The following is a 21,025-nucleotide window of genomic DNA, read 5'->3' as shown; positions in this document are numbered from 1 at the left end:
CTACTGCATGACAACTGAGAGCATCGATCCCCGTGCGCTCGCCCGTGCCCTGATGGCCAAGCACGATGCGGGCAATGGTGCCAGTACCAAACGTGCCGGCACCGCGACGGCGCCGGGACCCGAACGCGGCGCGGCCGATGTGCGGACCGCTCACGGCCCGAGCATGCAGACCTCTTTCCGCGATCATCCAGGCGTGCTCGAGGCCAACGAGAAGTTCGCCGCCTTCGACGCCTGGACGCGCGAGGCCGGTGTGCTCAATCCCTACTACCTGCCGCACGACGGCATCAGCGGTGCGGTGACCAGCTTCGCGGACCGGGACATGCTGAACTTCAGCAGTTTCGGCTATCTGGATCTGGCCGCCGAGCCGCGCGTGCATGCCGCCGCCATTGCCGCGATCGGCCGCTACGGGACGTCCGCGGCCGCGGTCCGGATGGTCGCGGGGGAGCTACCGCTCTACGGGGAGTTGGAACGTGAGCTCGCGCGAATCTACGACACCGAGGCCGCCATCGTGACGGCCAGCGGCTTCCTCACCAATGCGGCGGCGGTCGCCTTCCTGCTCGGGAAGCGCGATATTGCGGTCTGCGACTCGCTGATCCACAACAGCATCGTGTCCGGCACCGAATGGGCGGGCTGCAAACGAGTCACCTTCCGGCACAATGATCCCGAATCGCTGGACGCGATTCTGGCTATGTCACGGCGCAGCTTCGATCGGGCCCTCGTGCTGATCGAGGGTGTGTACAGCATGGACGGCGATGTGGTCCGGCTGCCCGAAATCATCGAGGTGGCAAGGAAATACGACTGCTCGATCATGATCGACGAAGCGCATTCGTTCGGTGTCCTCGGTGCGCGCGGGCTCGGCGCGCGTGAGCTGTTCGATCTGCCCGGCGATGCCGTCGATGTCTGGATGGGCACGCTGTCGAAGGCGCTCGGCAGCGTCGGCGGATACCTGGCGGCCAATCGCGAACTCGTCGAAGGGTTCAAATACTCCGCCGCTGGTCTGAGCATGTACACGGCCTCACCCGCGCCGTCCGCGGCGGCGGCCGCACTGGAGGGTCTGGCCGTGCTGCACGACGAGCCGCAACGCGTCGCGGCACTGCGGCACAACGCCGAGTACTTCCATCGCCGGGCCCGCGAACTCGGCTTCGACACCGGTAACGGCCAGGCCACACCGATCACCCCGATCATCACCGGCGCGAACGAACCCGCGGTGCGCGCCTCGATGGAACTGCTGGAGCGCAATGTGATGGCCAATGCCATCGGGCATCCGGTGGTCCCCGAGGGCGAGGCGCGCTTGCGGTTCTTCATCAACTGCCGGCATACCGAGGCGCAGCTCGATCACGCGTTGGACACCCTGCGGTCGGTGTTCGACGGTCTCACCACGGAAGAGAGTCACCACTCGTGAAATTGCCGGTCAGTTCTTCTCTGTTGCGAAAAGCGTTGGTGCCATTGGCATCATTGACGCTGATGGCGGTGCTGTTCGTACCGGCCCACTCGGCCATGATCGCCCCGGTCGAGACCGATCCGAACAGTCCGCTGGCGAGCCGGTTCCATTTCACGGAGATGCCGATCGCGCTGCCACCCGGCTTGCCCGAGCACAAGATCCGGCATATCGAGCCACGGTACGAGCACGTCGTCGCCTGGATGTCCTCGGTCAACTCCGCGGCGGCGATCAACGATATCGACGGTAACGGCCGTGCCGATGATCTGTGCCTGGTCGATTCCCGATCCGATACGGTGATCGTGACGCCGACGCCGGACAGCGACACCAGCCGCTACGCACCGTTCGTACTGGACCCGGCTCCGCTGCCGACCGACGACCGGATGGCCCCGACCGGCTGTGTCCCTGGCGATTTCGACCATTCGGGCCGCATCGGTCTGATGGTGTACTACGGCGGACGCACCCCCATCCTGTACCTGCCGCGCGCGGGCGCCAAGCATCTGGACAACAAGGCATTCCGGCCGGTGGAAATGGTGGAGCCGCCTGCCACCAAGGACGGCAGCTATCAGGGCGCGCGCTGGTTCACCCTGGCCGCCTCCGTCGCCGACTTCGACGGTGACGGCAATCCGGACGTCTACCTCGGAAACTATTTCCCGGACAGCGATTTCATCGGTCCGGACGGTCAGCACAGCCTGACCCTGAACGAATCGTTCTCCAAAGCGACCAATGCCGGGACCGACCGCATCCTCACCTTCCAGCAGAGCACCGGCGGCGCCGAACCGACCGCGGTTTACCGCGAGGTGGTCGATGCGCTCCCGGAGGGGAAGGCGAACGGCTGGACGCTGGCATCGGCAACCCAGGACCTCACCGGCGATCAACTACCCGAGCTGTATGTGGCCAACGATATGGGCCCGGATCGCCTGTTCGTGAACAAGTCGACGCCGGGGCACATCAGCTTCGGCCTGGCCGAAGGTGAGCGCGGCCCGACCGATCCGAAGTCCTTTGTGCTCGGCCATGATTCGTTCAAGGGCATGGGCGCGGACTTCGCCGATCTCGACGGCAACGGCATGCCCGATCTGTTCGTCAGCAATATCGCGCAGCGCTGGGGCATCGTCGAAGCCAACCTAGCCTTCTACAACACCGCAGCTGATCCGAAACATGCTGCGGCGCAACTGGAGTCGGGTATCGCCCCGTTCGAGAACCGCGCCGTGGAGAAGGGCATCGCCTGGGACGGCTGGTGCTGGGATACCAAGGTCGCCGATTTCGACAACAGCGGCCGACCGCAGATCGTGCAGACCAACGGCATGTTCAAGGGTTCGAGCACGCGCTGGCCGCAGGTGCAGGAAATGGCCACGATGAACGACGATTTCAGCAAATACCCGTGGGCCTGGCCGAAGTTCACCGAGGAATCGGACCTGGCGGGCAATAACCGGATCGGCTTCTTCGCCCAGGACGACGGCGGCAAGTTCACCAATATCTCGCCCGCCCTGGACACCTTCGCGGCGACACCCACCCGCGGCATCGCGGTCGGTGACTCGACCGGAACCGGCAACCTCGGCTTCGCGGTCGCCAGGCAGTGGGAGGCACCGGTCTTCTACCGCAACGACGCCCCGCATCCCGGGCAGTACCTCGGCCTGCGCCTGTTGACCCCACCGACCACCGCTGCCGCCGGCGAGACAACGGTCGCGGGCAAGCCAGTGCTCGGGTCTCCGGCCCTCGGCGCCGAAATCACCGTGACGATGCCGGACGGCAAAACCCATGTGGCACAGGTCGACGGCGGCAGTGGGCACGCGGGTAAGCGGTCCACCGATATCCACGTCGGACTCGGCGATATCGATCCCACTACCGCGTTGTCGGTACAACTCGCGTGGCGCGATAACCACGGCGCCGTGCACACCCAGCAGTTGCAGCTGAAACCGGGGCAACACACCCTCGTACTCGACTCCGATGCCCGGGAGGTGCACCAGTGAGTGTTCAAGGAAACGGCACACATTCGAACGGAACACTCGTCGTCGAAAGCCCCAACGGCTCCTCGGCCGAGCCCGAGCCGGCACCGGCGCAGACCTGGCGGCGAAAGTGGTTGGGCGTCAATATCGAAGGACGTGATCCGCGCTACCTCGCGCTGCGCAACTTCGCGGCGTCGCTGACGATCTTCAATATTCTGGGCTTCCTGTGGCTCGGATTCGAGCAGCCGTGGCTGTGGCCGTTCCTCAGTGCGGGTACCGCGTATGCGGTGGAGATGATCCTGGAAACGCTGGCGGCATGGGCCTATCGCCGCCCGGCGGGCTACCGGGGCAACGGGCTTCGCGGGCTGATCGTGTTCCTGCTGCCCGCGCACATCACCGGTGTGGCCTTCAACTTCCTGATGTACGCGGCAGATCAATTCCTGCCGATCATGTTCGGCATTACGGTCGCGGTCGGCACGAAATGGGTACTGCGGGCCAAGGTCAACGGCAAGGTCAAGCACTTCATGAACCCGTCGAACTTCGGGATCGTGGTCGCGCTGCTGGTCTTCCCGACGATCGCCGTGGTCGGTCCGTATCACTTCGTCGAGAACGTCTCGGGTCCGGCCGATGCGCTGATCGTGCTCGGTCTGCTCGGCGCGGGCACCATGCTCAACGCCAAGCTGACCAAGAAGACGCCGCTGATCATGGCCTGGCTCGGTGCGTATGTGCTGCAGGCGGTGGTGCGTGGCCTGCTGGACAGCAACATCTCGATCATCGCGGCGCTGCTGCCGATGACCGGTATCGCCTTCGTGCTCTACACCAACTACATGATCACCGACCCGGCGACGACGCCGTTCGCCAAGCGCGATCAGATCATCTTCGGCGCCTCGGTCGGTCTGATGTACGGCGTGCTGATGGCCCTGCACGTCTCGTTCGGCTTGTTCTTCGCGCTGGTGATCGTCTGCGCGAGTCGCGGACTGTTCTGGTGGAGCCGGAATATTCGGGAGTGGCTGGCCAATCGCGCGACCGTCGTGGTGGTGGACGTCCAGGAGACGGCACCGGAGCCGGATGAACTGGCGGCGGTTGAGCCGGGCGAGCCGGTGGTAGCTGAGTCGGATGAGCCGGTGGCACAGCCGGTGGCGGTCGAGTCCGCAGAGCCGGTGGCAGCTGAGTCGGGAGAGCTGGTGGCAGTCGAGTCCGGCGATCCGGTGGCGGTTGAGTCGGGCGATCCGGTGGCGGTTGAGTCGGGCGATCCGGTGGCGGTTGAGTCTGGCGAGCCGGTGGCAGCTGAGTCGGGAGAGCTGGTGGCAGTCGAGTCCGGCGATCCGGTGGCGGTCGAGTCGGGCGATCCGGCGGTGGTTGAGTCGGGCGAGCCAGTGGTATCTGAGTCGGATGAGCCGGCGGTAGCTGAGTCGGGCGAATCGGTGGCGGTTGAGTCGGACGATCCAGCGGTGGTCGAGTCCGGCGATCCGGTGGAAGTCGAACCGGAGAAGGAACCGGCGCGGTCCTCATAGCCGAAACCAACACCGCTGCAACAGAATCGAAGGTCATATGCCATCACTGATCGGACCACTTCGCTCTACCCTGCTCGGCACCAATATCGAGCAGGAACCGCTGAAGCGCCCCGGCTTCGCGACACCGAGCCCGGCGACCGCCGCCGAACTCGAGCGGGTCGCCACCCACCTGTCCACCAGCATCCACGTCGCCGTATGCAGTAAGAACAACGCGGAGCTGGTCGAGCAGATCCAACAGCTGCCCGAGCAGTACCAGGGCTTCGCATTCGAAGGCGCCGCAACGGGTCTGGCCGCTGTCGATTCGATCACCCCGTTCAGCCATCGCGCCGCGGACCTGTTCACCGGCCCCGCGGCCAAACACGATCTGACCATGTATGTCGGCGTCGGTCTGGCGATGGGCAAGATTCCGAAACCGATTTGGAAGAAGGTCTTTCCGAAGCATCCGGTGTACCGCTGGCTCGCGATCGACGGATACGGCTTCTACAACGCCTTCTTCCGCACCGGGAAATACATCGACCGCCAGCACGTCGACGAGCGGTACCCGTCCTGGATGGGGGATACCGCACCGTTGAAACGGGCTGCTGATCAGGGCATCGGGCGCGCACTCTGGTTCATCGGCGGCGGATCGGTCGACGGTGTGGCATCGCGGATCGCGGAGTTCGACCCGAGCAGACATGCCGACCTGTGGAACGGCATCGGCATCGCGACCACCTTCGCCGGTGGTGTGGAAGTCGCCGACCTGGAAGCGATCCGGTCCCTGGTGCCGCAGTTCCACCAGCAGTTGGCGGCGGGATCGACCATGGTCGCGAAGATCCGGCAGCAGGCCGACAGCGCGACCCTGCACACCGAGGTCGCGGTGCGGACCTATACCGGCCGCACCATCGACGAGGCCGCGGCCTTGATCGATAAGGCGTTCGTCGGCATACCGGAGGACGGCACGGCCACCAGTTATCACGCCTGGCGCGACCGTCTCGGTGAGCTCGCCGTACCCGGCGGGAACTGAAAATGACTGTGCGCTGGACGGATAAGCATGTGATCGTCACCGGCGGCTCCGATGGCATCGGCGCCGCCGTGGCCGCCGCGTTCGCCGTACGCGGCGCGCGCGTCTCGGTCATCGCTCGGCGGGAGGCGCCATTGCGCGCCACCGCCGAGCGGATCGGGGCCGACTGGCGCACCGCCGATGTCACCGACCGAACGGGGCTGGCGGTCGCCGTGCAGGAATTGGAGGAACGCAACGGAGCCTGCGCGGTGATTGCCTGCTGCGCGGGGCTCACCCTGCCTGGACTGTTCCTCGATATCGACAGCGATGAATTCGGCATCCAGAGCGATGCGAACTATCTCGGCTCGGTCAATGCCATTCGATGTGTACTGCCCGGAATGGTCGAGCGTGGCGAAGGGCGTGTCCTGCTGACCAGTTCGACGGCGGCCTTCCTCGGCATCCCCGGATATTCGAGCTACGGGCCGACCAAGGCGAGCGTCCGCCAGCTCGGGCTGTGCCTGCGCTACGAAGTCGAGCCCGCCGGGGTGACGGTATCCGTGCTGTACCCCGCCGACACCGACACTCCCGGACTCGCCAGGGAGAACCTGCGCAAACCGGCCGAGACCAAGGCCATTACCGGTTCGATCAAGCCGATGCCCGCCGAGAAGGTCGGCGAAGCGGCGGTGCGTGGGATGGAGCGGGGCCGCCATCACATCACGCTGGATCCGCTGACCACCTTTTTCATGCGATGGGCCAATCTCCCGGAGGACCTGTCCCGGCCGTTCTTCCGCCGCAGTATTGCCCGAGCACGTCGACATGCGCAGCAGGAGCAGACCTGATGTCCACCACAGTCAGCGGCGGGGAAGCCTCGTTGCGTGCACAATTACGCCGCATCTTCACCGCGGGCCCCGGCGAGGAGGGGCGTCCGCTACCGCTGCGCACGAAGATCAACTACGCGATGTGGCTGACCCGCCCCGAAATCGCGCCGATGTCCGCTGCGGTCATGGCGGCCGATGTCCTGTTCAGCGCGCACACCGGCGCCGAGATCTGGTCGGCGCCGATGATCGTGGCCGCGGTAATGCTGGCCGCCGCGATTCAACTGTTGCACGTCGCCAATTGCCTGGCCGATCGCTGGGTGGACGTCGAATACAAATCCAAGTTCTCCCGCATGGTTCGAGATCTCGGCGTGCGATTCGTGGCCCGGCAGATCTACCTCACCACCGCGGGCATCGGCGTCGCGGCCGTATACCTCGCCGTGGCGACCGGGCATCCCGATCTGCTGCTGATCATTCCGGTCGGAACCCTGTTGCTGCTCGAATATTCGCTGCCACCTTGGCATTTCAAGGCCGCCGGATTCTGGCAGATCCCATGGACCTACATCATGACCATGGTCTTTCCGGGCGTGGTCGTGCTCCGGCTGTACGACCGACCGATCGAAATCCCCGCGCTCATCGCCATTCTCGGCTTGGGGCTGACGACCACCGGAGTTTTCGTCGCGAACACCGCCGAAGACATTCCGGAAGACACCGAGCACGGATTCCGGACCTCGGTGGTCGCGCTCGGTCTGCGCGTCTCGCTGTTCGAGTCGATGACGCGGGTCACCGTCGGCGCCGCACTCGTGGCGGGGTCCGTCGTCGCCATGGTGGGATTTACCTGGACATTGATCGTGTATGTCGTTGGCGTGTCGATCGTCATCGGCTACCTGGGCCGGACCCAGTTCGGCACCTGGGGCAAGCCGCTGGACGACGCCATGCCGCTCGTCCGATCGCAGGCGAAACTGTTCGTATACATGGTCGCGCTCGTTGCCTGGGCGGCCATCGTGCCCGCGGCCGCCGTGTTCTGCCAACGATCATTATGACCACCGAGATACGCTCCGATCGTGAGACTCTGCTCGTCGAACTGGTCGATGAGCACGGCCGCGCAATCGGAGCCCGTTCCGTGGCCGATGCCCACCGCGCGCCCGGTCAGCTGCACCGCGCCTTCTCGGTATTGCTGTACGACGCGTCCGGACGGATCATGCTGCAACGTCGCGCCGCAGTCAAAACCCGCTTCCCGCAACGGCTTTCGAATACTTGCTGCGGCCATCCCGCACCCGGTCAGGACGTGCTGGCAGCGGCGTCGATCCGGCTGATGGAGGAGCTGAACCTAGCGGTCACGGACTTGACCGAGGTGGGCATCTACCGCTACCGCGCCGCCGACCCGCGCGGCGACCAGGTGGAGCACGAATGGGACCATGTGCTGGTCGGTGTCAAATCCGGCGACCTGCCCCGCCCCGATCCGGCCGAGGTCTCCGAATGCCTCTGGGTCGACCCCGCCGAGTTGCTCGAGGACATCTCGGCGACACCCGACTCCTACACCCCGTGGCTACGCGGCGTCCTCGATATTGCCACGCGTGCAGCCGATTTCACTGATGCAGACAGCACGAAGGCCTGCTACCGGGCACTCGGCTAGGTCGCACCTGAACACGCGACCGCAGCTGCGGAACATCCCGCACGCCGACCACGGCGCTCTCGATGCTAGGCACCGTTGATACTGGACCGGCGACGAGATCACAGCAGGCTTATGAGCCCCCACAACACACCCACCAGGACGAGGAGCAGCAGCGGGATCATTCCTCTGAGCTCTGGCCAGTTCGGACGCCAATAGCGTTGCACCACAGGCATGGTCTGCAAGCTGCGCGATAGGCGAGGGATGCGGTAGATGATGATCAATATCGTCATCAACACAATGTCCAGGACCGCCAGCACCAAGACGAGGTTCGTCATCGTGCCCCACCCTCTATGCTTGGCAATGATTTGCCTTGCAGCCTAAATGGATTGGCAAGTTGCTGCAGTTCGTAGGCGAGTGGTGCGGGCAGAGACGTGAGACATGACCTATGGCCGATCGAACTCGCCATCATTGACGCCAGCAGTGAAGGCTTCCCACTCGCCAGGGGTGAAGACCAGCGCCGGGCCGGTCGGGTTCTTGGAGTCCCGCACGCCGACCAGGCCTCTGTCCAGATGTGCCACCTCTACGCAATCCTGGCCCCCGCCACTGTGGCTACTCTTGAACCACTTCGCCCCGGACAAGTCAACGCCCACGTTCGAACTCCTTCGCAACTTCACGTAATAGGTCTCGGCTTGGTCGGGCATCGAGCGCCTCGCGCCGGAGGACCTCATACGCCTCACGGTACCTGTCGAGATCCGCTGGCCGCTCCAGGAAGATGCCCCCGGTGAAACTCTCCACGTAGACGAGGCTGGGCTCTTCGGGCTTGCCCTTGCCTCACCGCTGATCTTCGTACGCGAGCACCACACACAGCATTACGTCGACGCCGTCCGTCGACCTCTGCGACACCACACCTACCCGAGGCTTCCATCCGAACGCCACTATCTCAACCCGCAGTCTGGTCAATAAGAGTGTAATGATATGGCCGGATAAGAAACAAGATCAGGTGGAACTGGTGGCGGGGGTTTCTCGGGCGATGCCGCCATGGATTCCACCTGATCTTGTTCGGGCGACTACTCGGACATCCAGCGCGAGGGCGGATCCAGTCCGTTTCGGGGCGTGCAGTGTTCATTGGCTTGGCTGAAGTCCGTAAACTGATAGATAGTCTCCAAAGGGTCGAAATGGGTATACGGTTTGTTGCCGGGGCAAGCGGAGTAGCAGGAGAGGCTGAGATGACGAGCAGCGAGCTGGCCGGTGTCGCGATCGATGCGATGCGATTGCAGAACGGATATGCGCGTGCGATCGACACGCGCGACTGGGACCTCTTCCGGGAGTTGTTCACCCCCGATGTAGTCGCGGAGTACCCGGGCATGCCGTTCTCGGGGATCGAGCACTGGTTGGAGTTCTTCGTGCCCTTCCACGACGACTGCACATGGATCCAGCATGCGATGACCAATCACGTCGTCGGTGCGGACGCCGACGGTATCTGGGGAACCTGCTACGGCTTCGTCGAGTGGACAATGCGCGATCGACCGAACCTCATCAACCGATCCCGAACCCTGTACCGAGACCGCTTGATTCAGCAGAACGGCTCCTGGGTCATCACCCGCCGCAAATGCGACCTCCTGATGAACCAGCCCGACGCCCCCATCCCCAATGGCATCACCTACCCGAACTCCGTTCTCGACCTGGCCGACATCTCATAACCCACCCGCAGTATCGAACGAGCCGTCCATGGGACCGCACCGACGTGCTGTCGTCCAGATCCCTTCGATGAGATCGGCACCGCTTTCGCGCAATGCGTGCGCCGCGGGCGACTTCAGATCATGCACGAATGCGTGTACTTCCCAACCGCGTTCGAGTAGTTGTGCTGTGGTCGCCCGACCTTGCTGACCGGTCGCGCCGATCACAAGCACCGGTCCCTTGCCGCCCGTCAGGCCAGATGGGATTCGTTGGCGGAGTTCGGGTTCGGCGGTGTCAACATCCGGCATTCATGGTGATCCTGTTGATGCCGACTGCTCGTCGTAAACCCGACGCGCCGAATCGATCTCGTGTCGGTGACGATCGGCCCAGCCCGTCAACGCCAGCAGGGTCTCATAGAGCTCTCGGGCCATCGGTGTCGCTTCGTATTCGGTCCTGGGCGGCACTGTTGGATAGACCGTCCGGACCAATAGGCCGTCGCGCTCGAGGTTGCGGAGGGTTAGCGTCAACATTCGACGACTGACTCCCTTGATTTCGCGCTCGAGATGCGTAAAGCGCATCGGTCGCTGCGTGGTCAGCAGCAAGACGCCGATAGCCCATTTGCCGCTGATCCGGTTGAGCACTTCCAGCACCGAACACGCCTTGTCGATGGATGAGCCCGCAGCTTCGCCAACACTGATTGCCTCCACCTGCGCTGGAACATCAATGTGCCCCTGAGACATGAAAGTGCCTCCTTCCGCTGAGCGTGATGGTGACAGATCATGCACTTAGTTACAAATAGTGCACCATTACGGAGGGCAGCCCGTGACCGACATCCATGAAACTTCGTACGAGCCAGGCCGCGGAGCGCCGCCGACGCGACTCTCCGCGGAGAGGTTGGAGCGATTCCTCGGCGCTAATCGGATGGGGGCGCTGGCAACGATCAAGCGTGACGGGCACCCACATCTGTCAACGGTTGCCTACAGATGGGATCCGGCAACGCGCATGATCTCGATCGGTTCGACAGCCGATCGCGTCAAAGTACGCCAGCTCACCCGGGATCCGCGTGCTGCGCTCTATGTGAGCAGCGCTGACCAGCTCACTTTCGCGGTCGCCGAGGGCGCGGCCGAAATCTCCCCCGTCAGTACTACTCCCGGAGACGCAACCGGCCGCGAAATGCTCTCGATGTTCCCCGAGTTCGACAACCCTGAGGACGAAGCGACCTTCCTGGCGAACATGGTCGAGGACAACCGACTGGTGATCAGGCTTCGTGTGTCCAAGCTATACGGAGACACCCTCGCCGCCGGGCACTGACCAGGCGAGAGCGCATGTGGGTGCTCGCGATGGCGGTTCGGTTCCCCCACACCGGGCGGCGCGCGGTTAGCGCGCCGCTCGTCATCATGCTTGCGGCACAACAGATTTCGCGGGATTACTGAGCACGACATCGAGGCGCGCCGAGATGGCGGGGGTGAGCCTCACTTGGTACACCTGGCTCGAACAGGGGCGCAAGATCGCGGCGAGTCCACAGGTGGTCGATGCGCTGGCCAGGGCATTGCGCCTCGATGCCGGACAGCAACGCCACCTGCGCCGCCTGGCCGGTCTCGCCGATCCGGTCGCCGCGGCCCAGCCAGGCGATGCGATATCGCGCCTACAGCGTCTGGTCGATTCGATTCGCAGCGTTCCGAGCGTCGACGGCCCACACGTACGCTTGCGCGGTCGCCGCGATCCGTGGGACAAAGCGCTCGATCGTCGGGTCTTCGGAGAAGTGCAGTACCTGCCCCGGTTCGGGGTACACCTCAGTCGCCCTCGGGGGCGTCTTCCGGCCAACCATCCTCGATGACCAGGCGGCCGGATTGCATTGCCTGCGTGTACTGTTCGGCGACTACGGGGGTGGGGTAGGTGGGCCAGTAGGAGATGGCGCCGGTGGGTTTGTCGATGACGCAGACCGAACCGCCGATGGTCGGGGGGAGTGGGGGTTTGTGTGGGTCGATACCCGGTGGGGGCGCGAAGATGGCGACGACGGTGAACCCCGCGTCGAATTCGGTGAGCAGGTTGCTGATGCCGTCCTCGGTGGACAGGTAGTGATCGGCGAGGCGTTGTGCCTCGGCGAGATCCACCGGGGTGCTCGCCTCGGTGGGGTAGGCGTGGATATCCATGCCAGAGAATTTACGGCCAAAGGCGAACGGGCCGTGGTCATTCGAAGTGGACGGTGGCGATCATCCGGCGGGCCAGGGTTTCCGGATCGGAGCTGTCACCGAGTGCCGAATCCTGTAGTGCCCCTTCGCGCCACAGTGCCGCGAAGCCGTGGACCAGTGACCAGGCGGCCAGGCGGGTGGCTTGTTGCTGCTCGACGGTGTTGTCGGGCTGCATGACCGAGACTCCGGAGCGGAGCGCGGCTCCCGCGGCCGTGCGGGCGGCGACCAGGCGCTCGTCGGCGGCGTGCAGGAGTTCGCGCCGGAACATCACATCGAAATGGCCGGGATGTTCGCGGGCGAAGCGCGTGTAGGCGACCGCGACCTCACGGAATTCCGGTCCGGCCGCGGCCAGCTGCTCAGCGAGCAGGTCGAAACCTTCGATGGCGAGTGCGGTCAATAGCCCCGCGCGATCACCGAAGTGATGCGCGGGGGCCGCGTGCGAGACATCGGCCCGGCGGGCCAGCCCGCGCAGGGATACCGCGTCGACACCGTCGGTCGCGATCTGGTCGGCGGCCGCGGCCAGGATGGTGGCCCGCAGATCGCCGTGGTGATAGCCGCTCTTCGCCATGTCTCGATGGTCGCCCAAAATCTAGCCATTGACAAGTTTCCCGCTCAGGCCTAATCTAGCCACTGTCAAGATTTGGTGCTCGACCCACAGGAGACTCTGATGGCACCGCTGGTTGTACTCATCGTCATCGCCGGACTCGCACGGTTCATCGGCTGGCTCGGCAACCTCGGTTGGCTCGACTCCTGGCCGCACGCCGCCGCACTCGGGCTGGCCGCGATGTTCGCCCTCACGTCGAGCGCGCACTTCGTCGAGCCGAAGCGCGGCGCACTGATCGCCATGGTGCCGCCGCGGCTGCCCAATCCGGCGGGTTGGGTGACCTTCACCGGCTTGCTCGAAATCGGTGGCGCAGTAGGCCTTTTGATCCCGCCCATCGCCAAACTGGCTGCTGCGGGCCTGATCCTGCTGCTGATCGTGATGTTCCCCGCGAATATCCGTGCGGCACGGGCGGATATCGGTATCAAGACCATGCCGCTGCCGCTACGCACCATCGTGCAGGGCATTTTCCTCGGCGCGGGCGCACTCGTCCTGCTCGGCTGATCACCGAAACCAGCGTCGGCACACCGAATTCCGGTGTGCCGACGTCTGTTGTGCCAGAGCCTCACGGGTTGCCGGTGTCGTATGTTGCGGCCTGATCGGCAGCGCCGCGAAGTTCCCTCGATACCGACCTGCGACAGCTGCGCGGCCTGACGCGTGCGGAGGCCAGCGGTCCGCAGCGCAATGACGTGCGAGTTCGCAGCGGTATCCTCCGACGGGCACGGTTGCGCCGCCGCCGAGAGGATATCGATGTCATCACTGGTTCCCGCGACACTCGGTTGGCTGGTGCTCGGCTACGTGGGCGCCATTACGCTGGGTCGGCTGATGTTGTTGCGGGACACGATCATCGATCAGCTCATCAATCGCAATCTGCTCTGGAGCATCGCCGCCCTGCTGTGCTACCGATGCGCCCAGGCGAGTGTCACCAGTCCGGTCTACGTCCTCGCGCTGGGATGCGTGGAAATGACAACCATGCACCTGTTTGTCATAGCCCGATACATTCTCGCCGAGACCGATTCGACAGTGGTGTGGCGGCGGCTGCGTCGGTGCGGTTTCGTCGCCGCGGCGGCCACTGTCGTTATGTTGCTCGCCGGGATAGTGGCACAGGACAACGGACGACCGGTCGATCTGAGCGCACACGGGCCCGCGGCGATCTTCGGGATCGCCTATGCCGCACCGCTTGCGGTCAATATGGTCGTTTTCCTGCTCTCGGGCATCCACGAGCTGCGCTTGGGCGACCTCAGCGCCAAGATGCAGGTGGTCTGCTGGATTCTGGGGATCAGCGGCGGCTTCGTCTTGAGTAGTCAGGCACTTTCCATCGCGCAGTTGCTGACGGGGCGACCCGCCCTCGGTCCGCATTTGCCGCGTGGAGAACTCGATTTCGTGCTCTGCGTGACCCTCAACGTGACCCTGCTCGCCATCCCTTTGCTCAGCGCGCTGCTCACGCTGGCCGGTTGGGATCGCGACGGTCGACTCTGTCGCCGACTGCGGCCGCTGTGGCGCGACCTCACCGCGGCGGTACCGGAGATCGTGCTGCCCGCCGACCCGCGACACGGCGCGGACCCGGTCACCCGACTGTTCCGCATGACCGTCGAGATCCGCGACGCACTGTTGCACCTAGGGTCCTACCTCCCCGCCGAGACCGCGCAACCGCAGCGCAGGGCCGAACCGGACTGGGAGATAACCGATTACGCGCACCGGCTGGCATACGCCGTGCGTGCCAGAAAGGCAGGCGAACGGCCCGCGGTCGTCGGATCCCGCCCACGACTGCCCATGACCGGGCACGATTTCGATGCCGAACTCCGGCACCTGCTCGGCCTCGCCCGCGTCTGGCCGAAGACGGCGGTGCGTTGAAGTTTGCACCAGGTGCCGCACACCACGGACGGCCATAGGCTGTATCCCATGACCTACAAGATCGTTTCTCGGCGGTTCGACCTCGATGTGGACGGCTCATCGCTGACCGGCTATCTGGCTCGACCGGAGGGTGACAGCGCATTTCCGGCCGTCTTGGTCGGTGCCGAGTTGTGGGGACTCACCGAGGATGCGCAGCGGATCGTCGATCGGGTCGCCGAGCTCGGCTATGTGGCCTTCGTGGTGAACGTCTATCACCGCTCGGGTCCGGAGACCGCTGCGGGTCTGGCCGAGACCGATGAGAACCGGACGCGTGCCTTCGGTCTGCTCGGCGAGCTGACCCGCGACGGTGTCGAAGCCGACTTCCGGGCCGCCATCGCCTATGCCCGCGAGCACGGCGTCGCCACCGATAAGACCGGTGTGCTCGGTTTCAGCCTCGGCGGCCATCTGGCCTACTTCGCCGCCACCCGACTGGACCTGGATGCCGCGGCCATTTTCTACCCCGGCTGGCTGACCTCGGCGGGCACCGCGCTGAGCAGGCCGGAGCCGCTGCTGGCCGCGACCGAGAACATCGCCAAGGGTGATGTGCGGCTGCTGCTGTTCTTCGCCGAACTCGATCACGTCATCGATGCCGAACAGCGCGAACAAGTCGAGGCGGCCTTGAATCAGGCCGGTGTGCGGCACGAATCGGTGGTCTACCCGGGCGCGAAGCACGCCTTCTTCTTCCCCGGCCGGGAACCGTACGACGAAGCCGCCGCTGCGGATTCGTGGCGGCGCACCGCCGAGCTGTTCGCCACCGAATTGGGCTGAGCCCGAACCGGATACGACGAGAGCCCGACCGGCCCTGTCTCCCCCTCCGAAGACAGGCCCGATCGGGCTGTAATAAATATTCCTCGGAGAGCTTGACAGGGCCTTAAAGGAGCCTTAATGGAGACGTGTCAAGCGGATCAGTGCCGCTTGCGGCCGAGTTGAGCCAGGAATTCCGCATTGGTCGGAGCCTGGCGCAGGCCCTCCAGTAGCAGGTCGGTGGACTGCTGACCGTCCACCGCGGCGAGGGTGCGGCGCAACAGCTGGGTGGCCGCCAATTCGTCCGGGGTGAGCAGCAATTCGTCCTTGCGGGTGCTGGACTGTGCGATATCGACGGCAGGGAAGACCCGGCGGCTCGCGGTCGCGCGATCCAGTTTCAGCTCGGCATTGCCGGTGCCCTTGTACTCCTCGAAGATTACGGTGTCGGCCAGCGAACCGGTCTCCACCAGGGCGGTGGCGATAATGGTGAGCGAGCCGCCGTTCTCGAAATTGCGTGCGGCGCCGAGGAATTTCTTCGGCGGTGCGAGCGCGGCGGCATCGACGCCACCGGAGAGCACCCGCCCGGAGGACGGTGCGGCGTTGTTGTACGCACGGGCGAGGCGGGTCAGCGAGTCGAGCAGTACGACGACATCCCTGCCCATTTCGGCCAGGCGCTTGGCATGTTCGATGGCGAGTTCGGCCAATGCGATCTGCTCGCGTGGAGTTTGGTCGAAGGTGGCGGCGGCGACGTCGGCGGGTACCGACCTGGCCAGATCGGTGACCTCCTCGGGACGCTCGCCCACCAGTACGAGCATCAGTTCGCACTCCGGGTGGTTCTTCGCGATACCGTGCGCGATCGCTTGCAGCACAGAGGTTTTGCCCGCCTTGGGCGGTGCGACAACGAGTGCGCGCTGCCCCTTGCCGATGGGCATGACCAGATCGGTGACCCGGGTGGTCATGGCATGCGGTTCGGTTTCCAGACGCAACCGCTGGTTGGGGTAGATGGGGACGAGGTCCTCGAAGTTGGGCCGGGCGCGCTTGGGATCCTGCCCGTTGACCGATTCGATGCGGACCAACGGGTCGAGCTTGCCACTGCGTGCGGGTTCCGCGGTGCCGATAATGAAATCGCCACGGCGCAAACCGAATTCGCGGATGAGCCGGGGCGGCACATGCACGTCGGACAGACCGGGGAGGTAGCCGTCGACCCGGAGGACGGCGGCGCGATTGTCGGCGATATCGAGCATGCCGCTGACGGATCGTAGGGGGTGCTGAGCGGTCTCGACCGCCGCGCCCCCGTCTTGTGGTACGGGAAATGTGTTGTCTTTCATGGTTTTTCCTTTGCATGGGTACGGCGAACGGCCGTATGAGGCAGCGGCGATCAGGGCTCGCTGCTGGGAATGTCCCTCTGGGCTCCGGGAACGAGGTGAACTACCATCGTGATAGGGGAGTTGAGGGATCTTGCGGGGGTCCGGCGCAGATCGGCCGGGATACCAACATCCACAAGGACAAAGCCGAGGGTACATCGTCGAACGGCTGTCGCGCAATGGTCACAGCCCGACCACGGTGACCGGCCCAGGCCACAGTTTCGTATCGGTAGCCGAGCATGCGAACGGCTCGGCGGTGTGTCTCGTATCAGTCCATATCCGGCCAGGACCGACCGAAGGCAGGAGCTGCAATGGCTGAACTCGAACCGTTCTACCAGCAAGTCCAATCGCACTACGACGTCTCCGACGACTTCTACCGGCTATTCCTCGACCCGTCGATGACCTACAGTTGCGCCTACTTCGAGCGCGACGATATGACCCTCGAACAAGCCCAGCTCGCCAAGATCGATCTCGCGCTCGGCAAACTGGATCTGCGGCCCGGGATGACCCTGCTCGATGTCGGATGCGGTTGGGGCGCAACGATGTTCCGTGCGGTCGAGCGTCATGGCGTGAAGGTCGTCGGTCTCACCTTGAGCCGCAATCAGTACGAGCACGTCCGCTCGGAGATCGATCGGCGCGGTGTGGCGGGCGTCGAGATTCGGCTGCAGGGCTGGGAGGAGTTCGACGGGGGTGTGGACCGGATCGTCAGCATCGGTGCGTTCGAACATTTCCGCCGTGAGCGGTACCCGGCATTTTTCGAGCGCTGCTACCGCATGCTCCCGCCCGATGGCCGGATGCTGCTGCATACCATCATCGGCCATACCCTCAACGACCTGCGTCGCATGAATATTCCGGTGACCAGGGAGGCCGCGCTTTTCCACATCTTCATCAGGCGCGAGATCTTCCCCGGCGGGCAGCTGCCCCAGCCCGCCGAGGTCACCCGGCTGGCCGGGCAGGCCGGATTCGGCACCGAGCGGATCCAGCCGCTGCGCCTGCACTACGCACGCACGCTGGATCAGTGGGCCCACGCGCTGGTGGACCAGCACAACGAGGCGGTGCGGATCGCCTCGGAGGAGGTCTACGCCAGATATTTGAAATACCTCACCGGATGTGCCCGGTACTTCCGCAGCGGACACATCGACGTCATGCAGTTCACATTGGTGAAGTGAGGGATCAGAGGACGGCTTGGGTCTGGGTCACCTTGGCGACTATCTTGTCCGCGTCGTCCCGGATTTCGGTCTCCACCACGATGAACGACCGCCCCGCGTGCAGCGGTCGCGCCGTCGCGGTCGCATAGCCGGAACGCACGGCCCGCAGGAAATTCGTCTTGGATTCGACCGTCGTCGTGCCCTGCTTGCCTTCGGGCAGATTCAGGAACGCACACACCGCGGCGGTCCCATCGGCGAGCGACATCAGCACCCCACCGTGCAGCACTCCGCCCAGCGTGCACAGCGATTCGTCCCAGGCGATCCGACTGCGCACCAATTCGGTGCCGTGTTCGAGCACCTCGACTCCGAGGCGCTCGGTGAACGGCATGGACTGGTGAAAGAGCTTGGTGCCCACCTCATCGATCATGAAGTCAGCCTGCCCGATGCACCCGGCGCGCGTCGATTACTCCGGAGGTAATGAGCAATGCGAGCAGCACGGTCGCACCGCCGCAGAGCAGCACCGTCCCGGACGACGTCCGGTCCACGATCACCCCGCCCACCAGCGCGCCGACACAGAAGGTCGCCTGGAACGATGCGGTGAACAGCACCGACGCCACCTCGGGCGCATCGGGCAGGGCGTCGGCGAACCAGGTCTGCAGCACCACCGGCACACCGCCGTATCCGATACCCCAGACAATGAGCAATGCGACAGCGCCGAACTCCCAGCGCCCCAGCAACGGCAGCAGTAGCATCGCGGCCGCCATCGCACTCGCCGCGAAGCCGAGCGCGAAACGGGGACGGCCGAGCAGAGTGCCGCCGAGGAAGTTCCCGGCAATGCCCGCCACACCGTAGATCAGCAGCAGCACCGTGATCGTGCCCGCACTCACCTCGGTGATCTGCTCCAGGAACGGTGTGACGTAGGTGTAGGTGCCGAACTGCGCGATCACCACGAAAAATGTTGCCAGCAAAGCAATTCGGATACCCGCACCGCGTAGACCGATGCGCAGCGCGGTCAGGCGAAGGGCCTGCTCGGCGGGCAGCGCGGGCAGTGCGCCCGCGAGCAGCACCAGCACCACCGCGGACAGCAGGCCCAAGACCACGAAGGCAGCCCGCCAGCCCGCGACGTTGCCGACGAAGGTGCCCGCGGGCACGCCGAGCACCGAGCCGAGCGGAACGGAGGAGAAGATCACCGCCGTCGCCCGGTGCACCGACTCCGGCGGCACCAACCGGCCGGCCAGTCCGGCCGCGATCGACCAGTAGCCGCCGATGGTGATCCCGATCAGCACGCGGGCGGCCAGCACCACCCAGAACTCCGGTGCGAGCGCGGCCACCGCATTGGCGATCACCAGCAATAACGTGCAGCCGCACAGCAACAGTCGGCGATCGATCCGCGCGGCAGCGACGGTCACCAGGGGCGCGGCGATCGCGGCCAGCAGACCGGGCAGAGTCATCATCAGTCCCGCCATACCGTCCGAGATCGTGAAATCGGCTCCGATCGAGGTCAGCAGGCCGATCGGCAGAATCTCGGTCGTCACGATCGAGAAGATGCCGAGCATCACCGCGACGACGGCGAGCCACCGGATCAGCGGCGGCCGGGCGACGGTGCTGGGGGAGGGCGCAAGAGCTATGGACATGCGCTCCAGTCCAGCAATCCCGGCCGCCGACTTCTGGCGGGTTCAGGCCGTCGATGCCGAAGCGGCTCAGCTCATCCGGGCGACGACCGCGCCGGGCAGATGCGGCAGCACCACATCGATGAGCCGCCACGGCCAACCGGGAACGCAGGCGCGAATCTTCTCGTGCTCGATCGCCCGCACCATCGCCGCGACGCCCTTCGTCAATGGTGTGACCATGCGTGCATCACCAGCCTTCGCCGCCATATCGGTGGCGATGAATCCGGGAAGCAGTGTGGTCACCGCGATCGGTGAGTTGGCGAATTCGACCGTGAGCGCCTCACCGAGCGCGGCCAGTCCCGCTTTGCTCGCGGAATATGCGGCCTTCTTACCCGGCAGGCCGCGCACCGCACTCATCGAGGAAACCAGCACCAGGTGGCCCGACTCCTGGGCACGAAAGATCTCCAGCGCCGCCTCTGTCTGGGCGAGGGCGCTGACGAAATTGGTGGTGGCCGTGGCGATATTGGCATCCGCACGGCCGGTGCCGATCCGCGCGCCTTTGCCGATGCCGGCATTGACGATCACTCGATCCACTCCGCCGAGTTCATCGCGCAGTTCCGCGAAAACCCGCGGGACGGCCGCATGGTCATCGACGTCGAGCGCGCGGACCGCGACGGTAATGCCGGGGTGTGCGGCGGTGAGTTCGTTGCGCAGGGCATCGAGCGCGTCCAGGCGTCGTGCGCATAGAGCCAGGTCACGGCCCTTGGCGGCGAAATCCCGCGCCATGGCCGCACCGAGTCCGGCGCTCGCACCGGTGATCAGGATTTTGCTCCGCGTCATGGTTGCGAACCATAGCGGTTACTGCACGCGACTCGATATCCGTGCGGGTTCGACTCAGCCGCCGAATGAGCCCGTACTCGGTGGCAGCATGTGCCAAGCGCCGCAGTTCACCGTCTTGAAGGCCACATCGGTCGGCGCGATCTCGGCGCGGACCGGACGGTTCCTGGTGAAGTCGTTATTGATGATGTAGTGCTGATCGGTGTTATCACCTTCGACCTTGCGCAGCCGCCGCCAGTCGCAGCCGACAGCCGGGTCGGGGGTGCCTTGGCCCTCCCAGATTCCGGGGAAGATATCGACGCCGACCAGGTAGACACCATCCTCGGTGATGGTGTTGCGGGGCTGGGCGGCCGCGGTCCCGGCGCCCAGCAGTGTCACGGTGGACGCCATTGCCCCCGCGATCACGAGCGTGCTTGCACGCATACTGCTGTCTCCTCGAATTGTGCTCTTGCCGCCACTGGCGGCTGACCTGCGGAGATCCCCGTTTCTCCGGGGCCAAGGTCTACCAGACTCGACGGTCGATTTCGGTGGAATCGCCAGATTCCGGTCGGGCGTGATTCCACTTGCCCGGATTCTCGCGATATCTGTTGTATGAGTGGTATTTGTCCGGTGGTCGACGTCGCGGGCAGGCGGTCGACTTGCGGGGTGGCAT

The 21,025-nt window shown here is 64.9% G+C and carries 24 protein-coding genes and 3 pseudogenes; 14 read left to right on the top strand and 13 right to left on the bottom strand.

Annotated features, from left to right (window positions below):
- Window positions 1-7 precede the first annotated feature (7 nt).
- The 7 genes from ACIBW7_RS15955 to idi are packed head-to-tail and all read left to right on the top strand — an operon-like array spanning window position 8 to window position 8,328.
- A complete protein-coding gene (locus ACIBW7_RS15955) occupies window positions 8-1,402 on the top strand; it encodes an aminotransferase class I/II-fold pyridoxal phosphate-dependent enzyme (RefSeq protein ID WP_397046959.1) in 1,395 nt (464 codons plus the stop codon).
- A gap of 38 nt (window positions 1,403-1,440) precedes the next feature.
- Window positions 1,441-3,408 carry a CRTAC1 family protein gene (locus ACIBW7_RS15950; protein ID WP_397046958.1) on the top strand — a complete coding sequence of 656 codons (1,968 nt, stop codon included), beginning with the start codon at window positions 1,441-1,443 and terminating at the stop codon, window positions 3,406-3,408.
- Window positions 3,405-4,898, top strand: coding sequence for an enediyne biosynthesis protein (locus ACIBW7_RS15945; RefSeq protein WP_397046957.1), 1,494 nt, complete (start codon window positions 3,405-3,407; stop codon window positions 4,896-4,898). The genes ACIBW7_RS15950 and ACIBW7_RS15945 overlap by 4 nt, the downstream gene beginning before the upstream one ends.
- 37 nt (window positions 4,899-4,935) lie before the next feature.
- Entirely contained in the window at window positions 4,936-5,901 is a 966-nt protein-coding gene (locus ACIBW7_RS15940) for a DUF1702 family protein (protein WP_397046956.1), read from the top strand.
- 2 nt (window positions 5,902-5,903) lie between these two features.
- Window positions 5,904-6,716 (top strand): SDR family NAD(P)-dependent oxidoreductase, encoded by an 813-nt coding sequence (locus tag ACIBW7_RS15935; protein WP_397046955.1) that lies wholly within the window; start codon window positions 5,904-5,906, stop codon window positions 6,714-6,716.
- Entirely contained in the window at window positions 6,716-7,735 is a 1,020-nt protein-coding gene (locus ACIBW7_RS15930; RefSeq protein WP_397046954.1) for a UbiA family prenyltransferase, read from the top strand. The genes ACIBW7_RS15935 and ACIBW7_RS15930 overlap by 1 nt, the downstream gene beginning before the upstream one ends.
- Window positions 7,732-8,328 carry an isopentenyl-diphosphate Delta-isomerase gene (gene idi, locus ACIBW7_RS15925; protein ID WP_397046953.1) on the top strand — a complete coding sequence of 199 codons (597 nt, stop codon included), beginning with the start codon at window positions 7,732-7,734 and terminating at the stop codon, window positions 8,326-8,328. Before ACIBW7_RS15930 ends, idi begins: the two co-directional genes overlap by 4 nt.
- A gap of 98 nt (window positions 8,329-8,426) precedes the next feature.
- On the opposite strand, the gene ACIBW7_RS15920 is transcribed toward idi, so the two are convergent.
- From ACIBW7_RS15920 to ACIBW7_RS15910, 3 genes and pseudogenes are all read right to left on the bottom strand, one after another.
- Window positions 8,427-8,642 carry a hypothetical protein gene (locus ACIBW7_RS15920; RefSeq protein WP_397046952.1) on the bottom strand — a complete coding sequence of 72 codons (216 nt, stop codon included), beginning with the start codon at window positions 8,640-8,642 and terminating at the stop codon, window positions 8,427-8,429.
- A 108-nt stretch (window positions 8,643-8,750) separates the two neighbouring features.
- The gene (locus tag ACIBW7_RS15915; RefSeq protein WP_397046951.1) at window positions 8,751-8,957 is read right to left on the bottom strand and encodes a DUF397 domain-containing protein; all 207 of its coding nucleotides are present in this window, start codon (window positions 8,955-8,957) and stop codon (window positions 8,751-8,753) included.
- Window positions 8,947-9,111, bottom strand: a pseudogene (locus ACIBW7_RS15910) (Scr1 family TA system antitoxin-like transcriptional regulator); the annotation flags it as partial. The gene ACIBW7_RS15915 and the pseudogene ACIBW7_RS15910, both read right to left, overlap by 11 nt.
- A gap of 422 nt (window positions 9,112-9,533) precedes the next feature.
- Between ACIBW7_RS15910 and ACIBW7_RS15905 the strand changes: the two are divergent.
- Complete coding sequence (locus ACIBW7_RS15905; RefSeq protein WP_397046950.1) at window positions 9,534-10,007, top strand: nuclear transport factor 2 family protein; 474 nt, start codon at window positions 9,534-9,536, stop codon at window positions 10,005-10,007.
- On the opposite strand, the gene ACIBW7_RS15900 is transcribed toward ACIBW7_RS15905, so the two are convergent.
- On the bottom strand, window positions 10,002-10,292 hold the full coding sequence (locus ACIBW7_RS15900; RefSeq protein WP_397046949.1) for an NmrA family NAD(P)-binding protein: 291 nt from the start codon (window positions 10,290-10,292) through the stop codon (window positions 10,002-10,004). The two genes, ACIBW7_RS15905 and ACIBW7_RS15900, sit on opposite strands and share 6 nt — an antisense overlap.
- Window positions 10,293-10,724, bottom strand: a complete 432-nt coding sequence (locus ACIBW7_RS15895) for a winged helix-turn-helix transcriptional regulator (RefSeq protein ID WP_387289572.1) — start codon at window positions 10,722-10,724, stop codon at window positions 10,293-10,295.
- Between the two features lie 58 nt (window positions 10,725-10,782).
- On the opposite strand from ACIBW7_RS15895, the gene ACIBW7_RS15890 reads away from it, so the two are divergent.
- Entirely contained in the window at window positions 10,783-11,295 is a 513-nt protein-coding gene (locus tag ACIBW7_RS15890; protein WP_397046948.1) for a TIGR03618 family F420-dependent PPOX class oxidoreductase, read from the top strand.
- A gap of 145 nt (window positions 11,296-11,440) precedes the next feature.
- Window positions 11,441-11,503: pseudogene (locus ACIBW7_RS15885) on the top strand (hypothetical protein); the annotation flags it as partial.
- 126 nt (window positions 11,504-11,629) lie between these two features.
- On the opposite strand, the gene ACIBW7_RS15880 reads toward ACIBW7_RS15885, so the two are convergent.
- From ACIBW7_RS15880 to ACIBW7_RS15870, 3 genes are read right to left on the bottom strand one after another with little or no spacing between them, the layout of a single operon-like run.
- Window positions 11,630-11,812, bottom strand: a complete 183-nt coding sequence (locus ACIBW7_RS15880) for a DUF6886 family protein (RefSeq protein ID WP_397047088.1) — start codon at window positions 11,810-11,812, stop codon at window positions 11,630-11,632.
- Window positions 11,778-12,137, bottom strand: coding sequence for a hypothetical protein (locus tag ACIBW7_RS15875; RefSeq protein ID WP_397046947.1), 360 nt, complete (start codon window positions 12,135-12,137; stop codon window positions 11,778-11,780). The genes ACIBW7_RS15880 and ACIBW7_RS15875 overlap by 35 nt, the downstream gene beginning before the upstream one ends.
- Before the next feature lie 37 nt (window positions 12,138-12,174).
- Complete coding sequence (locus ACIBW7_RS15870; protein ID WP_397046946.1) at window positions 12,175-12,744, bottom strand: TetR/AcrR family transcriptional regulator; 570 nt, start codon at window positions 12,742-12,744, stop codon at window positions 12,175-12,177.
- 99 nt (window positions 12,745-12,843) lie between these two features.
- On the opposite strand from ACIBW7_RS15870, the gene ACIBW7_RS15865 reads away from it, so the two are divergent.
- From ACIBW7_RS15865 to ACIBW7_RS15855, 3 genes are all read left to right on the top strand, one after another.
- Entirely contained in the window at window positions 12,844-13,281 is a 438-nt protein-coding gene (locus tag ACIBW7_RS15865; protein ID WP_397046945.1) for a DoxX family protein, read from the top strand.
- A gap of 246 nt (window positions 13,282-13,527) precedes the next feature.
- Complete coding sequence (locus ACIBW7_RS15860) at window positions 13,528-14,631, top strand: MAB_1171c family putative transporter (protein WP_397046944.1); 1,104 nt, start codon at window positions 13,528-13,530, stop codon at window positions 14,629-14,631.
- 48 nt (window positions 14,632-14,679) lie between these two features.
- On the top strand, window positions 14,680-15,438 hold the full coding sequence (locus ACIBW7_RS15855) for a dienelactone hydrolase family protein (RefSeq protein WP_397046943.1): 759 nt from the start codon (window positions 14,680-14,682) through the stop codon (window positions 15,436-15,438).
- Between the two features lie 137 nt (window positions 15,439-15,575).
- On the opposite strand, the pseudogene ACIBW7_RS15850 reads toward ACIBW7_RS15855, so the two are convergent.
- Window positions 15,576-16,709: pseudogene (locus ACIBW7_RS15850) on the bottom strand (transcription termination factor Rho, short form); the annotation flags it as partial.
- Between the two features lie 380 nt (window positions 16,710-17,089).
- Between ACIBW7_RS15850 and ACIBW7_RS15845 the strand changes: the two are divergent.
- Complete coding sequence (locus tag ACIBW7_RS15845; RefSeq protein ID WP_397046942.1) at window positions 17,090-17,947, top strand: cyclopropane mycolic acid synthase family methyltransferase; 858 nt, start codon at window positions 17,090-17,092, stop codon at window positions 17,945-17,947.
- A 4-nt stretch (window positions 17,948-17,951) separates the two neighbouring features.
- Here ACIBW7_RS15845 and ACIBW7_RS15840 read toward each other — a convergent pair whose 3' ends face one another.
- From ACIBW7_RS15840 to ACIBW7_RS15825, 4 genes are all read right to left on the bottom strand, one after another.
- Window positions 17,952-18,353, bottom strand: a complete 402-nt coding sequence (locus tag ACIBW7_RS15840; RefSeq protein WP_397046941.1) for a PaaI family thioesterase — start codon at window positions 18,351-18,353, stop codon at window positions 17,952-17,954.
- Between the two features lie 4 nt (window positions 18,354-18,357).
- Entirely contained in the window at window positions 18,358-19,560 is a 1,203-nt protein-coding gene (locus tag ACIBW7_RS15835; protein WP_397046940.1) for an MFS transporter, read from the bottom strand.
- A 66-nt stretch (window positions 19,561-19,626) separates the two neighbouring features.
- On the bottom strand, window positions 19,627-20,376 hold the full coding sequence (locus tag ACIBW7_RS15830) for an SDR family oxidoreductase (protein WP_397046939.1): 750 nt from the start codon (window positions 20,374-20,376) through the stop codon (window positions 19,627-19,629).
- 54 nt (window positions 20,377-20,430) lie between these two features.
- On the bottom strand, window positions 20,431-20,796 hold the full coding sequence (locus ACIBW7_RS15825) for a hypothetical protein (protein WP_397046938.1): 366 nt from the start codon (window positions 20,794-20,796) through the stop codon (window positions 20,431-20,433).
- Between the last annotated feature and the right edge of the window lie 229 nt (window positions 20,797-21,025).

The organism is Nocardia sp. NPDC049526 (genome assembly GCF_044465765.1).
Classification (GTDB): domain Bacteria; phylum Actinomycetota; class Actinomycetes; order Mycobacteriales; family Mycobacteriaceae; genus Nocardia.
Note: the sequence above shows the minus strand (reverse complement) of the source record. Positions and strands in the feature narration are given on the sequence as shown.

Excerpts from the sequence above, each read along its gene's own strand:
- ACIBW7_RS15955 (WP_397046959.1), top strand. The coding sequence starts at position 8 with ATGACAACTGAGAGCATCGATCCCCGTGCGCTCGCCCGTGCCCTGATG.
- ACIBW7_RS15940 (WP_397046956.1), top strand. The coding sequence starts at position 4,936 with ATGCCATCACTGATCGGACCACTTCGCTCTACCCTGCTCGGCACCAAT.
- ACIBW7_RS15935 (WP_397046955.1), top strand. The coding sequence starts at position 5,904 with ATGACTGTGCGCTGGACGGATAAGCATGTGATCGTCACCGGCGGCTCC.
- ACIBW7_RS15930 (WP_397046954.1), top strand. The coding sequence starts at position 6,716 with ATGTCCACCACAGTCAGCGGCGGGGAAGCCTCGTTGCGTGCACAATTA.
- idi (WP_397046953.1), top strand. The coding sequence starts at position 7,732 with ATGACCACCGAGATACGCTCCGATCGTGAGACTCTGCTCGTCGAACTG.
- ACIBW7_RS15920 (WP_397046952.1), bottom strand. The coding sequence starts at position 8,642 with ATGACGAACCTCGTCTTGGTGCTGGCGGTCCTGGACATTGTGTTGATG.
- ACIBW7_RS15905 (WP_397046950.1), top strand. The coding sequence starts at position 9,534 with ATGACGAGCAGCGAGCTGGCCGGTGTCGCGATCGATGCGATGCGATTG.
- ACIBW7_RS15900 (WP_397046949.1), bottom strand. The coding sequence starts at position 10,292 with ATGCCGGATGTTGACACCGCCGAACCCGAACTCCGCCAACGAATCCCA.
- ACIBW7_RS15895 (WP_387289572.1), bottom strand. The coding sequence starts at position 10,724 with ATGTCTCAGGGGCACATTGATGTTCCAGCGCAGGTGGAGGCAATCAGT.
- ACIBW7_RS15880 (WP_397047088.1), bottom strand. The coding sequence starts at position 11,812 with ATGGTTGGCCGGAAGACGCCCCCGAGGGCGACTGAGGTGTACCCCGAA.
- ACIBW7_RS15875 (WP_397046947.1), bottom strand. The coding sequence starts at position 12,137 with ATGGATATCCACGCCTACCCCACCGAGGCGAGCACCCCGGTGGATCTC.
- ACIBW7_RS15870 (WP_397046946.1), bottom strand. The coding sequence starts at position 12,744 with ATGGCGAAGAGCGGCTATCACCACGGCGATCTGCGGGCCACCATCCTG.
- ACIBW7_RS15865 (WP_397046945.1), top strand. The coding sequence starts at position 12,844 with ATGGCACCGCTGGTTGTACTCATCGTCATCGCCGGACTCGCACGGTTC.
- ACIBW7_RS15860 (WP_397046944.1), top strand. The coding sequence starts at position 13,528 with ATGTCATCACTGGTTCCCGCGACACTCGGTTGGCTGGTGCTCGGCTAC.
- ACIBW7_RS15855 (WP_397046943.1), top strand. The coding sequence starts at position 14,680 with ATGACCTACAAGATCGTTTCTCGGCGGTTCGACCTCGATGTGGACGGC.
- ACIBW7_RS15845 (WP_397046942.1), top strand. The coding sequence starts at position 17,090 with ATGGCTGAACTCGAACCGTTCTACCAGCAAGTCCAATCGCACTACGAC.
- ACIBW7_RS15840 (WP_397046941.1), bottom strand. The coding sequence starts at position 18,353 with ATGATCGATGAGGTGGGCACCAAGCTCTTTCACCAGTCCATGCCGTTC.
- ACIBW7_RS15835 (WP_397046940.1), bottom strand. The coding sequence starts at position 19,560 with ATGTCCATAGCTCTTGCGCCCTCCCCCAGCACCGTCGCCCGGCCGCCG.
- ACIBW7_RS15830 (WP_397046939.1), bottom strand. The coding sequence starts at position 20,376 with ATGACGCGGAGCAAAATCCTGATCACCGGTGCGAGCGCCGGACTCGGT.
- ACIBW7_RS15825 (WP_397046938.1), bottom strand. The coding sequence starts at position 20,796 with ATGCGTGCAAGCACGCTCGTGATCGCGGGGGCAATGGCGTCCACCGTG.